Below are 13,962 nucleotides of genomic sequence, written 5' to 3'. Positions count from 1 at the left end.
CCGTGCTTTCGCGGTGTCGATACCGCCCGTGGAATCGATCCAGCAGGAGCGCAGCCGATCGACGATAGAGTATGACCCTCCAGTCGACGATAGAGTACAACCACAATCGGTCGAGGGTGTGGTCGTCGGTTACGCCGAACAGCGCGTCAACCAGGCAGGGTAGTGTCGTCACTGACCGACTTCGAGAACGTGGAGGAGGAGGCTCACTCGCGCCTGTAGAGACGCTTCCGCCCGTCGAGGACGGTGAACTCCGGCTTGAGGTTGGGTGGGATGGTCTCCGCTTTCCCGATGACGAGATAGCCGCCGTGGCGCAGTGCGTCCGAGATGGTCGCGAGGATGGGCTCTTTGTGCTCGTTGTCGATGTAGATGAACAGGTTCCGACAGACGACGAGGTCGAACCCGGACTTCGCGTCGTCGTTGATGAGGTCGTGGTGGGCGAAGGTGACCAGCCGCTTCACCCTGTCACTTACCTCGAAGCGACCGTCTTTCCTGTTGACGTACGCGTGAAAGTTGGTGAGGAACGAGAGCTGGTCGTCGATGTCGACCGTCCTCGTGCTGTGGTAGACCCCGTTCTGGGCCGTTCGCAACGACTCGTCGTTGATGTCCGTCCCGTAGATGTGGAACTTCTCCGCGTCGACACGAGGGTCGTCGAGGGCGAGCATCGCGAGCGAGTAGGGTTCGCGGCCGTCGGCACAGGCCGCAGACCAGACGTGGACGCTCTCCTTCTCCGCCGAGAGCTCCCGCAGTACCGACCGGATGCCGTCCCAGACCTCCGGGTTGCGGAAGAAGCTGGTCACGTTGATGGAGAGCGCATCGAGCAGCGCCGCCACCTCGTCCTCGTCGGACGCCAGCAGGTCGTGGTACGCGTCGTACCCGTCGACGCCGGTCCGGCGGATACGCGAGGTGAGCCGCCGCTTCAGGTAGCTATCGTTGTAGTGGCTCGTCGCGAAGCCGATCTCGTCTTCGATGTGCGACGCGACGCGCTGGAAGGCGGCCTCGTCGTCGGACGACTCCTCCTTCACAGTTCTTTCTCTCCGCGGTCGCCGTCCGCCGTCCGCACGTGGAGGATACCGGTGGTCACGTCGAACTCGACGGTTCTGCCGCGTTGCCCGCCGACGTCCTCCGCGATGATGGGGACACCGAGTTTCTCCAGTTCCTCCTTCGCGGCGATGACGTTGCGCTTGCCGACGCCCTCGCCGAACGACTCGAACTGGAACATGTCGCTGCCGCCTGCGATCTTGGCCTCGACGGAGGTGTAGGCGGCCCCCTTCTCGACCATCCGCCGGAGCATAGCCCGAATCGCCGTGTCCGCGTACTTCCCGGGCTGAGTGTCCGCACCGTCCGCAGCGTCGCCGTCGGGGAGCATCACGTGTGCCAGCCCGCCGACGCCCGAGTCGGGGTCGTACAGGGCGACGGCCAGACAGGAACCGAGGCCGTAGGACTTCAGCGTATCCGCGGACTTCCTGCCCTTCACGACGAACTCGGAGATTCCGACCTGTACCGGTTCTGGCGCGCCCGGTTCGCTTCCGTAGGTCTTCATGCGTTCTCGAGTTCGTCCATCCTGAAGTCTGCTTTCGTCTCTGCGTCTTCTATCTTGTCGACGTTCAGGTCGTTGAGCGCCCGTTCGAGGTCCTGCTCGTCCGGAATAGCGTAGATCGAGCAGTCGAACTCACGGTCGTTCGCCATGATGACCGTGTCGAAGACGAAGGCGAAGTCCTGGTTCTGGCCGAGCTGGATGATGACCGGGTCGATGACCGCAGCCCCGAAGTCGTGGATGTACTGGGGCGGCGAGTGGTCGATGGTCGTCCCGAGCACGTTCGCCCAGCCGTCGATGAACCCCGACGCCATGATGTTGCCGAGCTCCTTGATGGCGCTCTTTCCCAGTTCACCGAAGCCCTCCTCGGGCGGGTTGGGAAGCGTCGCCTTGACCACCTCGCGAGCCGATTGCTCGTCGAACAGGAAGAGCAGGTAGCCCGAGGGCGTCCCGTCGAGCTCGTGGGCGACCCCGACGAGCATCTCGTCGTCTATCTCCTGCGGAATCGCCTCGAGCGAGGCGAACTTCAGCCGCCGGATCTTGACGCTCGTGTCCATCCCCGTGAGGGTGGTGATGTTGGACGCGACCTCCTTCGCACCCTGCTGGGCCATCTCGTCGAAGCCCGCGAGCTTGTCGTACTCGATGCCACGGCTCTTCGGGTCACCGTGCTGTTCCAGTATCTCCGCCATAGAGTCTCGCTCGGGGAACAGGTAGTGTTTGAAGCCGATTTCGGTATCGACGGCCTCGATCTGGCTCTGGAAGAGCAGCGCGAGGTCGTTGTCGTCGGGTGCGGCGTCAAGGTCGCCGATGAACGGCTCTGCCGTGGTCCCCTCGATGAACGACGGCGTCGACACGTCGATGGCGGTGCCGAGGACGTCGGCCCAGCCGTCGATGAATCCGGCGTTCATTATCTGACCGAGCTCGCTCATCGCGGACTGGTTCATGTCGTCGAACTCCGTGTCACCGGATTCTGCGACGAGCGTCTGGACGATGCGCAGCGCGGCGTCTCGCTCGAAGATGATGAGCGAGTGGCCTTCGAGCCCGCCGTCGAGCTCGACGCGGATACCGACCTTCGGAGTGCCGTCGGCGAACTCCGTGCGTATCTCCGACCCGCGCATGAAGTTCAGCTTCGTGACGCCGACGCGGGTCTCCACGTCGGTCATGCGCGTGAGCCGACCCGCCGCGAGTCCTGCACCCTCTCGAGCCATCTCGTAGAAGGTCCCGAGTGCGGTGATGTCCAGCTTCATGACGGCCTTGCTTCGATGCTGTTGACCATCTCCACGAACTCTTCGAGGTTCGGGAAGGCGTAGATCTCCGCGTCGATGTCGTAACTCGGGACCGTCAGGTTGGAGTCGAAGAACAGCGCGAGTTCCTCGCCGCCGAGGCCTGCGGTCCGTTCGACGATCTCGCCCGCCGGTGCGTAGACCAGCTGGGGTGTCGCGATATCGATGGTCCGGCCGAGGACGTCGGCCCAGCCGTCGATGAACCCCGACGCCATCATGTTGCCGAGTTCCTCGACGGCGGAACGAGCCATCTCGCCTGACACCTGCGACATATCGTCGACCATGTCCGAGAGCATGAGCGCGGTGATCTTCTTCGCGCTCGACTCGGGGAACAGGATGAGGATGTGCCCGTGTGGGGGCTCCATCAATCGGACGCGGACGCCGACGCGCTTGCCAGCGTCCAGCTGCTTCTTGATGTCCTGAATGTCGACGAAGTTCGTCTTCGTCACCTCCATCTTCGCGTCCTCGCCTGTCAGTTTACTCATGTTATCGGCGACCCCGTTGGTCCCGACCTTCGCCATCTCGTTGATGAAACTCAGTTTCCGAATATCGACCATCAAGCTCATAGTTGCCTCCAGTAGTTTCGTCCGTTCATAGTGTCTTCACGTCCAGGATGTTCACGACCTCCCCTTCCCCCAGCACGGTTGCACCGCTCAGGCCCGGGATGCCGCCGAGTACGCCCTCGAAGGGCTTGACGACGACCTCCTGTTGCCCGCGGACCTCGTCGCAGTGCAGCGCGATGGTTCGCACTTCGTCTCTGATTCGCAGTACCATTCCGTCGCCGCCGGTCGACGACTCGCCCGGCGTGTCGAGCGCGTCGTCGAGGCGGACGAGCGGGGTCGAGTCGTCACCGTCGACGATGACCTCCTGTCCGTCCACCTCGTCAACCTCGGGAACCGGCCCGATGTCGCGCAGGACCTTGACCGGGACGCCGAACTCCTCGTCGCCCGACTGGACGAACAGCACGTCCGCAATCGCGACGGTGACGGGGAGCAACAGCCGGATGGTGGTTCCGACGCCGGGCTCGGACTCGACCTCCACCGATCCGTCGAGGTCCGAGACCGTGCTCTTCACCACGTCCATCCCGACACCACGACCGGAGACGTCGGTCACCTCCGACGCGGTCGAGAGACCCGGGTGGAATATCAGCTCGTGAGCGCCCGTCTCCGAGAGCTCGTCTGCGTCATCCTCGGTCAGGACGCCCTGCTCGACCGCCTCACGACGGAGCCGGTCGGCGTCCAGTCCGCGACCGTCGTCCTCCACCTCTATGACGACCTGGTCGCGGGCGCGCTCTGCCCGGAGGGTCACTTCCCCGACGGGCTCTTTGCCTGCCGCCTCGCGCTCGTCCGGCTCCTCGACCCCGTGGTCGACCGCGTTGCGGACGATGTGGACGAGGGGGTCGGCGATCTGGTCCAGGATGGACCGGTCGACCTCGACCGACTCGCCCTCGATGTCGAACGCGACCTGTTTGTCCTGCTCGCGAGCGATGTCGCGCACCACCCGCGGCAGCTTGTTGGTCGCCATCTTGACCGGCACCAGACGGACGTCCATGACGGTATCCTGCAGTTCGCCGGTGATGTCCTCCAGTTCGTCCAGCTCGTTGTCGAGTTCGACGGGGTCTGCACCCTCCTCGACGGTCCGTCGGAGCCGGACACGGCTGGTGACCAGCCCCTCGACGAGGTTGAGCAGCCGGTCGATCTGTTCGACGTCGATGCGGACGGACTGTATCTCGCTTTCTCGCTCGTCGTCTCCGCGCTCGTCGTCGAGCGTCTGGATGTCGACGTCGTACGCGGATCCATCGACGACGGGCCCGGCGGATTCCGAGTCTGTTTCCGTCTGCTCGGAAGCCGCCTCCTCAGGCGGTTCGTCGAAGCCGGAGTCGAAGCCGGCGAGCTCCGAGAAGTCGGCGACGTCCTCTCCAGCGCCGAAACCGACGGAATCTGACTGCGATGCGGCGGCCTCGAACCCGCTGTCCGTCGCCACCTCGTCGAAGTCTGCCGTATCGACCGTCGCGTCGACGGTCTCCGATTCGTCCGGTTCCCCCAGTTCGAACGTGCCGACCTCGACCGAATCGAGGTCTTCGTCGTCCGCTCGGGACCAGCTCGTCCTCCGGGTTTCGTCGGTCCCCGTGTCGAGGGTCGTCTCGCTGCCGGTGTCGGCCGCGCCCTCGTCCCCGTCCACGTCGTCGGGGGAAGGATCGCCAGCCAGCGGGTCGGTATCGTCGGCGTCGTCCGACGAACCGAACTCGCCGGCTACGTCTGCGGCGTCTGGCGTTTCGAACTCGTCTGCGGCGTCCAGAACTTCCGAGACGTCGACGGTCGAGTCCGCCTCGTCGGTCGTCGTGGACCCGTCGGCGTCGTCCGTGTCGGCAGCGCCGGTCGCAGAGTCGGTGTCGCTCACCGGTCGCGCGGCGGCGGCCGCGGTCTGGGACGGATCCGCCGATTCGAGTTCGAAGTCGTCCGTGCCGTCGTCGAACCCGGCGATGAAGCCACCGCCGAACTCGTCGGCCGATGCGTCGGTGAAACCGCCACCGAAGTCGTCGTCGGCTTCCGGTTCGACTGCACTGGACTCGTCGACCTGGTCAGATTCGTCGACCAGTTCGGGCTCGGTGACACCGCCCGATTCGGACTCGATTTCCGAGTCGGAGGTCTCCTCGACGCGCTCTTCGAGCGAGCCACCGAAGCTGTCGTCGTCCGAGTCGTCGGTGACGACCGGAGCGTCGACGTCGGCTTCGATTGAGTCTGGCTCGTCGACGTCTGAGTCGCCAGCGTCGGTGGTGTCATCGTCGGCCCCGTCGGCGTCGACGACAGCAGCGTCTGCCTCGGCAACGTCGGCTCCGTCAGCTTCGGCTGCGACCTTGCCGTCCGCATCCGCTTCGACGGCGACCTCGCTGTCCGCATCCGCTTCGACGGCGACCTCGCTGTCTCCAGCCGCGGAGACGTCTGACCCAGAGACGTCGGTCGGGTCCGACTGTGCGTCGGCCGCAATGTCATCTCCGGCGTCCAGGTCGTCCCCGACGAGTTCGTCGAGGGAGACCTCGTCTTCCCCGCTGTCGAGGCTGCTACCGCCGGTCGCGAAGAAGTCGTCGTCGGACTCCTCGAAGTCCTCTCCGAGGAGTTCGTCGAAGCCGACCTCCTCTTCGTCGGCGTACTCGTCAAACTCGAGTTCGTCGAGCTCCGCCTGAAGTTCGTCGAAACCGACCGGGTCGACCTCCTCTTTCAGTTCCGCGAAGGTCGCGGCCGCGTCGTCGACCTGTTCGTTCGGCTCCTCGTCCGGCACCGCGGGCGGTTCGGCTTCGGCTTCGGTGTCGGATTCACCCGGCTCGTCGACCGCTATCCCGTCGTCGGAACCGGTCGCGAGCTCGTCTTCCGCGGGGGAGTCCTCACCGAAGTCGATGTCGTCGAACGAGCCGGCATCGCCGAGGTCGTCGAAGCCGGAGACGTCGTCCATCTCCTCTATCATCGCGTCGAGGTCGTCGTAGTCGTCGAACGCGGACAGGAGGTCGTCGACCGACATCTCCTGTGCGGCATCGGAGTCGATGTCGGCACCGGGCTCGTCGTCGAACAGGTCGTCGAACTCGTCGTCGGGTTCGTCGACCGATTCGGTAGCCGTCTCGTAGGCATCGGTGACCTCCGTCACGCGAGAGTCCGCGACCGCTTCGACCGGGGCGAGTGCGGCCGTGATCGCGGCCTCACCCACGGCACTCCCGAAGAGCGCGTCGAAGCTTCCGTCGTACTCTCCAGCCGCGATCGCCCGTTCGTCCGGGACGGTCCCGAGCAGGTCGAACGCGTCCGCGAGCGCGGTGACGACGAGAGTACCGTTCTGTCCGTCCTCGGCCTCGTTGATGGCGAGGCGGACGTGGAACACGTCGTGTTCCGGGTCGGAGAGGTCGCCCGCGGCCGCGATGGCCGCGTCGATGGCTGCCTCGTCGGGCCGGTCGACGGTGGGGAGCCCGGTCGCCTCGGCGCGGACTGCCCTGAGTCGCTCGATGGTCTCGGACGGATCCGTCCGGATTTCACCGTGCGTACGAATCTCCTCGAGCATCGTCTCCAGTTCGTCGACGCCGTCGAATATCTCGTCCATCAGTTCTGGACTGACGGCTATCTTCCCCGACCGCACCGCCTCGAGGAGGTCCTCGATGGCGTGTGCGAGGTTCGACGCGCGGTGGAACCCCATCGCACCCGCGTTGCCCTTCAGCGTGTGGGCCATGCGGAAGATGCGGTCCATCGCGCCGTCGTGGTCGGGGTCGCGCTCGAGTTCGAGCAGCGCGTTGTTCAACTCCGTGATGTTCTCGTCCGACTCCTGAACGAAGTCTCGCAGGTACTCATCCATGGGTCTGCGCCTCCTGAGTGAACACTGAGCAGAGGGCGTTCGGGATGGCCTCGTCCGGAAGGACGTGGTCTACGCAGCCGGTCTGAATCGCCTGCTTCGGCATCCCAAAGACGGGACTGGTCGCTTCGTCCTGTGCGATGGTCGTTCCACCTGCTTCCTTGACGGCGCAGGTGCCGGCCGCACCGTCCCGGCCCATGCCGGTCAGGGTGACCGCACAGAGCGGGTCTCTGACGCGCTTCGCGGCCGTCTCCATCGTGACGTCGATCGCAGGGCGCACGCCGTGGCGGCGCTCGTCCTGGCTCAGCCGCATGCGGATGCGACCGGCGACGTTCGCGACGACCTCAAGGTGGTAGTTGCCGCGCGCGATGACGACCTCGCCGGGCCCGATCCGGAGACCGTCAGCGGCCTCGGTGACGTCGTAGTTCGTGACGCGGTCCAGTCGGGCCGCGAGTCGGTCGGTGAACGATTCGGGCATGTGCTGGACGACGATGACCTTCGCGTCGAGGCTGACCGGAAGCTCCCGGAGCAGCCGCTCGACGATCTTCGGACCACCGGTCGACGCGCCGACGACGACCGTGGGGTGCTCGACGAACGACCGACCTGGGTGGTCGGCCGGCGTCTGCGTTCCGGTCGTCGCAGTTACGTCTCGAGCGCTATCGTCCTGTTCCAGGTCGATGGACGAGACGTCCGCACGCCCGACCGTGGCGACCTTCTCGATCAGTCTGTCGGCCAGACTGGCGATGTTGGGGGAGACTTCGCCGCTCGGTTTGGCGAGGAAGTCGACCGCGCCCTCGTCCAGCGCCTCGAAGGTGGCGTCCGCGCCGGCCTCCGTGTGTGCGCTGATCATCAGGATGGGAGTCGGATGCGTCGACATTATCTCTGCTACGGCCTCGATGCCGCCCATGCCGGGCATCTCGACGTCCATCGTGACGATGTCGGGGTCGCGTTCCGCCACCGCTTTCACTGCCGCTCTGCCGTCGCTCGCGCTGAACACCTCGTACCCGTTGTCGGCGAGGATGTTGCCGATGACCGTCCGCATGAACTGTGAGTCGTCGACAACCAGCACGCTCGTCATGCAGGGACGACGTCTTTCAGCGCCTTTCGTACGCTGGGTTCCTCGAACGGTTTCGTGACGTAGCCATCCGCACCGGCCTTCACCGCGAGCTTCATCTTCTCGCGCTGACCGACCGACGTGCACATGATGACACGCGAGCCCGGGTCGAGCTTCTTGATGGCGGCTGTCGCCTTGATGCCGTTACACTTCGGCATCACGATGTCCATCATCACGATGTCTGGATTCTCTTCTTTGTACAGTTTGACCGCTTCGGCCCCGTTGGACGCCTCTCCTACGATGTCGTATTCGTCCTCCAGAATCTGCCTGAGGAGGTTCCGCATAAAATGAGAGTCGTCCACGATGAGCACCCCTGTCGACATTCAGTTAATACACCAAACACGGGTAATCCGAGCGGGAGCATAAATGCTGTTGCCCCGTTATCAGTAGCGATAATCGAGTGTTCGTGGGGTTAGGGCACCTGAGAGTGCTGGATTCGGGGAGACAGAGTCACTCGGGGCCCTGCCCGGAGGCCGCGAGAAAGCCCTTGATATCGAGCAGTCCAATCTGCTCTGTCACTTCGCCGTCGTCTTCGCGGTGGATGATGGCCGTGACGAGCGGATGGTCGGCCGCGTCAGCTTCGGTGTGCTCGCTCGGCACGATGGTCCGGAGCGGGAACAGTTCGACACCGATCACGTGGTCGACGCGGACGCCCACGGGCTGTTTGTCCGTCGCCCGGTCGAAGACGACGACGCGTTGCCGCTCCACGGGCGTCTCATCGGCGGTGGTGTAGAAGTGTGCCCGTGCGTCGATGACGGCCGTTATCTCCCCGCGCAGGTCCATGATGCCATCGACGGCGGGGGATGCGCGTGGGACACGCGTCTGTTCTTTCATCTTGACGATACCCTTGACGGCGTCGACGCTGACAGCGAGCGACTGCTCGCCCACGCGGAAGACGACGAATCGTTCGGTCTCCTCCGGCTCACCGCCCTCTCTCTGTCCAGGCTGGGTCCCTCGTCGACCGTCACCTGTCGGTTCCTCGACCTCCACGTCCAGTAGCTCGTCGGGCAGGTCCGCTGACATTCCTGTATCCGTATGATTCCCGGCAGGTAAAAACGTTGACCCCCGATTCGGTCGCTCAGTTCCGGAGCCATCCCGTTCGACGCCCGTCCGCGTCCGTTCACACTCGTCCGTTACGTACCCGTGACTCACCGTACGGCGACGAGTACCCACCCTACGAACTGTACGACGGCGAGTGCGACCATCGCGACGACTGTCACGAACGGCGACTCGCGGCGAGTGAACTGCTGGATTCCGACGACTGCGGCGGGAGCGACGAGGAGACAGGACCAGCCGACCATCGCGGGCATGACGGAGAACAGAGGGAAGGCCACGAACAGCGAGAGCGACCCCACGACTGCGACGATGTATGCGACTCTGAGACGGCGGCGCGACCACCGCGTCGCCAGCGTCCGTTTCCCCACGCGTGCATCCGCGGCCCGGTCAGGCCACTGCGTCGCGAGCAGATTGGCGAAGACGAACAGGCCGAACGGGAGCACAGCGAGTACCGTCCGTGGAGTGACCGAGCCGCCGCCGACGGCGACTCCGTACAGCGGGAGGGCTATTCCCCCGAGCAGCGAGTTCGTCACCTCGCCCCAGCCTCGCCACGCGAGCGTTGGCCCGACCGAGTACGCCCACCCGAGGGTGGCGATGGTCGACAGCAGGACCACGGGGAGGAACCCCAGCAGTCCGCTCGCGACAACTATCGCGGTGGCGAGGAGACCCAGACCGAGCGCGACGGTGGCCGCTACGAACCCGAACGTGGGGTCGAGTCCCGTCCGCGAGAGTGCCCCACTTCCCCCGGAGAACGGTGTCCGTCTCGTCAGTGCATCGGTCCCGTGGTCTGCGTACTCGTTCACGTAGTGAACGCTCGCGGCGGTAGGCAGGAGGGCGGTGAGGCCTGCGACCACAGCGGCCATCGATACGTCCCCGACGCTGGCCCAGGCCATCGCGACACCGAAGGAGTAGACGAGACAGATAAGTAACAACTGTGCCGGACGGGCCATCTTCCAGACCGCGTAGCCGACCGGCCAGCGTTCCAGTACACCCTCCTCGAGAGTCGACACGGCCGTCTATACGAGGCAACTGTTGAAACCATCTCCGGTGTGTTAGTATAAAGACAGGACTATGTAACCACAAGATTCAATTCTGATAATCGAGAATCGGAGTATCGGATGGGCTCAACTAGCTGGCGGAACCCAGGGCGCGACGAACAGGCGACGGACATACTCTGTACGCTCGGCAACAAGTACAGCGCCGAGATACTGTGCGCTGCACAGACGCCGACGTCTGCACAGGAGCTGTCGGACCAGGTGGGCATTCCGATCGCGACGTGCTATCGGCGCATCGAGGAGCTGGTCGACGCGGGGCTGCTCCAGTGCGAGGGCCGACAGCTCTCGAACGAGGGTCGGCGGACGAACGTCTACCGCCGGACGCTCGACGAGCTGGCTGTGAACTTCTCGGAGCCGGACCCGGCGTTCACGCGCAAGGAGCGGTCCGAGGCGAAGAACCGGCTGCAGGACAAGATGGAGTGACGAATCTCGGCCCTGCGCACAGCTTCTTCACCGTCAGACAGCCGTCCCGAGTGACGACCATTGGTCGCACTCGGCGACACCAGCATCTTCAAGTGCGGCCTGGATAATCTCCAGGTATGACTCAGGGAGCGCAGAGCACGACCGAGCCCGGCGTCCGCACACTCTCCGACCACGAACGGACGCTGTACGTGGGTCGTGACCGACCCATCCGTATCAGTTCCGGACACCGTATCCTCCACCACGACGGGAAGTGTGCGCGTCCGCACGGACACAACTACGAGATAACCGTCGCCGTCACCGGTCACCTCACCGAAGAGGGCTGGGTCGTCGACAAGGGAGATATTACCGACGTAATATCCGAGTGGGACCACCGGTTCCTCCTGCAAGCGGGCGACCCGCTCGTCTCGGCCTTCGAGGAAGCGGGCGACGCGGATGGGCTGGTCGTGCTCGACCACCCGCCGACGGCAGAGGTGATGAGCGTCCTCCTCGAGGAGAAGCTGGCACGCCGGCTGCCCGACAACGTCACCGACGTCGCCGTACAGGTCTCCGAGACGAGCGAGCTCTGCGGCGGAAGCGAGTTCTGAGATGCCCGTCACGAGCGAGGCCCGGCCCGGGGACGACACCGACGCGGACGGCGACCTGCCCATCAACGAGCTGTTCTACTCGCTCCAGGGCGAGGGAACGCTCGCGGGCGTTCCGAGCGTCTTCGTCCGCACCAGCGGCTGCAACCTCCGGTGCTGGTTCTGCGACTCCTATCACACCTCGTGGGAGCCGACCCACGCCTGGATGGACGTCGAGGAGGTCGTCGCCGAAGTCGAGTCGTACGAGCAGGCCGACCACGTCGTCATCACGGGCGGGGAACCGCTCATCCACGACGCGACGGCGGACCTCCTGCGGGAACTCGACGAGCGCGGCTACCACACGACCGTCGAGACGAACGGAACCATCGTCCCCGATGCCCCCATCGACCTCGCCTCCATCTCTCCGAAGCTCGCGAACAGCACGCCGACGCCGGAGACGACCCGCGACGACGGGCAGTCGGTCCCGGCGGACGGCTGGGAGGAGCGCCACGAGGCGAACCGCATCGACCTCGACGCCCTGGCGACCCTCGTCGAGACGTATGACCACCAGCTGAAGTTCGTGGTGACCTGCTCCGAGGACATGGAGGAGATCGAGGACCTCGTCGACCACATCCGTGACGCCGCGAGCGTCCCGGTCCGCGACGAGGACGTACTCCTGATGCCCGAGGGGGCGACGCGCGAGCGGCTCGAACAGACCCGCGAAACCGTCGCCGAACTCGCGATGGAGTACGGCTACCGCTACACCCCGCGACTGCACGTCGACCTCTGGAACGACGCGCCGGAGACCTGATGAAACGCACCCGAGACGTGAACCGCCCGACGACCAGTTGACACAGATTCAGATACCATGACGACCGACGACACTTCAGACGACGACCCGACCGGCGAAGCAACGACCGACGACCAGCCCACGAAACGCGCAGTCGTCCTCGCCTCCGGCGGGATGGACTCCGCGACCGCAGCCTACGAGGCGGAGTCACGCGGCTACGAGCTCTACCTGCTCCACACCTCCTACGGCCAGAACACGGAAGCGAAGGAGTACGAGTGCGCCCGCCAGCTCGCCGACGAGGTCGACGCGAACGACTTCCTCCACATCGAGACGAGCCACCTCGCGAAGATTGGCGCCTCCTCGCTCACCGACGACGACATCGAGGTCGAGGACGCCGACCCCGACAGCGACGAGATTCCGACCTCGTACGTCCCCTTCCGCAACGCCAACCTCCTCTCGATGGCGGTCTCCTACGCCGAGGCGAACGAGTGCGACGCGGTCTTCATCGGCGCGCACTCGGAGGACTTCGCCGGCTACCCAGACTGCCGTCCCGAGTTCTTCGAGGCGTTCGAGCGGGTCGTCGACGTGGGAACGAAACCCGAGACCGACATCGGCATCGAGGCGCCGTTCGTCGAGTGGTCGAAGACCGACATCGCCGCGCGCGGGACCGAACTCGACGTCCCGTACGAGTACACGTGGAGCTGTTACCGCGAGAACGAGCCCGCCTGTGGGACGTGTGACTCCTGTGCGTTCAGACTCGAAGCCTTCCAGAACGTCGGCGTCCGAGACCCTATCGAGTACGCCGAGCGCCCCGACTACGCCGAGTCGGAGGACTGAGGCTCGTCTGCGACCTCGCCGCCTGCTTCTCTCCGGCCGTCGACGGGTTCGTCGCTCGCGTCTCCGGACTGGCGAGACCAGACCACGACGCCGATACCGACGAGTGCGATGGCTCCGCCGACTACCGTCGCCAGGCCCGGTACCTCCCCGAAGATAGCCAGCGCGAGGATGGCGCTTCCGACCGGTTCACCGAGCAGGGAGACGCTCACGACCGACGACTCGACGCGCTCGAGCAACCAGTTGATGACCGTGTGACCGAAGATGCCCGGCCCGACGGCCATCCCGAGGAACAGGAGGTACTCGGTCGCAGGGTAGCCAGTCAGGTCGTGCCCCTCGTACAGCACGAGGCCGAACAGGCCGACCGTACAGGCGCCGTAGACGATGGAGACGTACGGGAACAGGTTCACCCGCTGGCGGAGCGACCGGCCGGCGAGCACGTAGATGGATGCCATCGCGGCGGCGCCGACCGCCAGCCCGTTCCCGAGAAGCGGCTGCGGGGCCGCAGAACTCGTCGGCGCGCCGAGGCCGATGGTCGCCGCACCTGCGACTGCAACGAGGATACCGACCACCGTCTGGCGTGTAACTCGCTCCGAGAGCAGGGCCCACGCGCCGAAAGCGACGAACAGCGGCTGAGTCTGGACGAGGGTCGCACTCGCGGCGATGGTCGTGAACTCGAAGCTGACGAACCAGAGGGCGAAGTGCGCCGCGAGCGCGATACCGGTGACGAGGGCGATTCCGAGGTCGCGCGTGGTGATACGAGCGAAATCGTCGGCGTTCCGCCGGAGGGCGACCGGCGTGACCAGCGCCGTCATGAACAGGACCCGGTAGAGCGCCTTCACCGAACTGGGCGCCTGCGACAGCTCGATGAGCGGCGCGCTCGTGCTGACCGCGACGACCGCGACCGCGAGAGCCAGCGTCGGCGGGACCCGGGTGAGGCGACTGGAAGACACGTTCTCTCGCATGGGGCCGCCCAGTAAACTG

At 65.3% G+C, this 13,962-nt stretch carries 14 protein-coding genes; 4 read left to right on the top strand and 10 right to left on the bottom strand.

Features of this window, described 5'->3' with window-relative positions:
* Positions 1 to 203: 203 nt before the first annotated feature.
* The 9 genes from ACSC1Y_RS15140 to ACSC1Y_RS15100 form a co-directional block, all read right to left on the bottom strand.
* The gene (locus tag ACSC1Y_RS15140) at positions 204 to 1,022 is read right to left on the bottom strand and encodes a CheR family methyltransferase (RefSeq protein ID WP_435335758.1); all 819 of its coding nucleotides are present in this window, start codon (positions 1,020 to 1,022) and stop codon (positions 204 to 206) included.
* A complete protein-coding gene (locus ACSC1Y_RS15135) occupies positions 1,019 to 1,540 on the bottom strand; it encodes a chemotaxis protein CheD (protein ID WP_435335757.1) in 522 nt (173 codons plus the stop codon). The genes ACSC1Y_RS15140 and ACSC1Y_RS15135 overlap by 4 nt, the downstream gene beginning before the upstream one ends.
* Positions 1,537 to 2,781, bottom strand: coding sequence for a chemotaxis protein CheC (locus tag ACSC1Y_RS15130; RefSeq protein ID WP_435335756.1), 1,245 nt, complete (start codon positions 2,779 to 2,781; stop codon positions 1,537 to 1,539). Before ACSC1Y_RS15130 ends, ACSC1Y_RS15135 begins: the two co-directional genes overlap by 4 nt.
* Positions 2,778 to 3,383, bottom strand: a complete 606-nt coding sequence (locus tag ACSC1Y_RS15125; RefSeq protein WP_435335755.1) for a chemotaxis protein CheC — start codon at positions 3,381 to 3,383, stop codon at positions 2,778 to 2,780. Before ACSC1Y_RS15125 ends, ACSC1Y_RS15130 begins: the two co-directional genes overlap by 4 nt.
* Before the next feature lie 25 nt (positions 3,384 to 3,408).
* Positions 3,409 to 7,149 (bottom strand): ATP-binding protein, encoded by a 3,741-nt coding sequence (locus ACSC1Y_RS15120; protein ID WP_435335754.1) that lies wholly within the window; start codon positions 7,147 to 7,149, stop codon positions 3,409 to 3,411.
* Positions 7,142 to 8,224, bottom strand: a complete 1,083-nt coding sequence (gene cheB, locus ACSC1Y_RS15115; RefSeq protein WP_435335753.1) for a chemotaxis-specific protein-glutamate methyltransferase CheB — start codon at positions 8,222 to 8,224, stop codon at positions 7,142 to 7,144. The genes ACSC1Y_RS15120 and cheB overlap by 8 nt, the downstream gene beginning before the upstream one ends.
* Positions 8,221 to 8,583: a chemotaxis protein CheY gene (gene cheY / locus ACSC1Y_RS15110; protein ID WP_435335752.1), complete on the bottom strand. Its 363-nt coding sequence runs from the start codon at positions 8,581 to 8,583 to the stop codon at positions 8,221 to 8,223. Before cheY ends, cheB begins: the two co-directional genes overlap by 4 nt.
* Positions 8,584 to 8,710: 127 nt before the next feature.
* A complete protein-coding gene (locus ACSC1Y_RS15105) occupies positions 8,711 to 9,283 on the bottom strand; it encodes a chemotaxis protein CheW (RefSeq protein WP_435335751.1) in 573 nt (190 codons plus the stop codon).
* 125 nt (positions 9,284 to 9,408) lie between these two features.
* Complete coding sequence (locus ACSC1Y_RS15100; RefSeq protein WP_435335750.1) at positions 9,409 to 10,326, bottom strand: prenyltransferase; 918 nt, start codon at positions 10,324 to 10,326, stop codon at positions 9,409 to 9,411.
* A 108-nt stretch (positions 10,327 to 10,434) separates the two neighbouring features.
* Here ACSC1Y_RS15100 and ACSC1Y_RS15095 point away from each other — a divergent pair, with 108 nt between their 5' ends.
* The 4 genes from ACSC1Y_RS15095 (at position 10,435) to queC (ending at position 12,981) form a co-directional block, all read left to right on the top strand.
* Entirely contained in the window at positions 10,435 to 10,794 is a 360-nt protein-coding gene (locus ACSC1Y_RS15095) for an ArsR/SmtB family transcription factor (protein WP_435335749.1), read from the top strand.
* Between the two features lie 116 nt (positions 10,795 to 10,910).
* Complete coding sequence (locus ACSC1Y_RS15090; protein ID WP_435335748.1) at positions 10,911 to 11,378, top strand: 6-pyruvoyl trahydropterin synthase family protein; 468 nt, start codon at positions 10,911 to 10,913, stop codon at positions 11,376 to 11,378.
* 1 nt (position 11,379) lies between these two features.
* Complete coding sequence (locus ACSC1Y_RS15085; RefSeq protein WP_435335747.1) at positions 11,380 to 12,165, top strand: 7-carboxy-7-deazaguanine synthase QueE; 786 nt, start codon at positions 11,380 to 11,382, stop codon at positions 12,163 to 12,165.
* A gap of 57 nt (positions 12,166 to 12,222) precedes the next feature.
* Entirely contained in the window at positions 12,223 to 12,981 is a 759-nt protein-coding gene (queC, locus tag ACSC1Y_RS15080) for a 7-cyano-7-deazaguanine synthase QueC (RefSeq protein ID WP_435335746.1), read from the top strand.
* On the opposite strand, the gene ACSC1Y_RS15075 is transcribed toward queC, so the two are convergent.
* Positions 12,960 to 13,943: a DMT family transporter gene (locus ACSC1Y_RS15075; RefSeq protein ID WP_435335745.1), complete on the bottom strand. Its 984-nt coding sequence runs from the start codon at positions 13,941 to 13,943 to the stop codon at positions 12,960 to 12,962. The genes queC and ACSC1Y_RS15075 overlap by 22 nt on opposite strands.
* Between the last annotated feature and the right edge of the window lie 19 nt (positions 13,944 to 13,962).

The organism is Haloarchaeobius lipolyticus (assembly GCF_051208015.1).
Classification (GTDB): Archaea; Halobacteriota; Halobacteria; order Halobacteriales; family Natrialbaceae; genus Haloarchaeobius.
Note: the sequence above shows the minus strand (reverse complement) of the source record. Positions and strands in the feature narration are given on the sequence as shown.

Coding starts and splice junctions, on each gene's coding strand:
- ACSC1Y_RS15120 (WP_435335754.1), bottom strand. CDS start 7,149: ATGGATGAGTACCTGCGAGACTTCGTTCAGGAGTCGGACGAGAACATC.
- cheY (WP_435335752.1), bottom strand. CDS start 8,583: ATGTCGACAGGGGTGCTCATCGTGGACGACTCTCATTTTATGCGGAAC.
- queC (WP_435335746.1), top strand. CDS start 12,223: ATGACGACCGACGACACTTCAGACGACGACCCGACCGGCGAAGCAACG.
- ACSC1Y_RS15135 (WP_435335757.1), bottom strand. CDS start 1,540: ATGAAGACCTACGGAAGCGAACCGGGCGCGCCAGAACCGGTACAGGTC.
- ACSC1Y_RS15105 (WP_435335751.1), bottom strand. CDS start 9,283: ATGTCAGCGGACCTGCCCGACGAGCTACTGGACGTGGAGGTCGAGGAA.
- ACSC1Y_RS15085 (WP_435335747.1), top strand. CDS start 11,380: ATGCCCGTCACGAGCGAGGCCCGGCCCGGGGACGACACCGACGCGGAC.
- ACSC1Y_RS15095 (WP_435335749.1), top strand. CDS start 10,435: ATGGGCTCAACTAGCTGGCGGAACCCAGGGCGCGACGAACAGGCGACG.
- ACSC1Y_RS15075 (WP_435335745.1), bottom strand. CDS start 13,943: ATGCGAGAGAACGTGTCTTCCAGTCGCCTCACCCGGGTCCCGCCGACG.
- ACSC1Y_RS15130 (WP_435335756.1), bottom strand. CDS start 2,781: ATGAAGCTGGACATCACCGCACTCGGGACCTTCTACGAGATGGCTCGA.
- ACSC1Y_RS15090 (WP_435335748.1), top strand. CDS start 10,911: ATGACTCAGGGAGCGCAGAGCACGACCGAGCCCGGCGTCCGCACACTC.
- cheB (WP_435335753.1), bottom strand. CDS start 8,224: ATGACGAGCGTGCTGGTTGTCGACGACTCACAGTTCATGCGGACGGTC.
- ACSC1Y_RS15125 (WP_435335755.1), bottom strand. CDS start 3,383: ATGAGCTTGATGGTCGATATTCGGAAACTGAGTTTCATCAACGAGATG.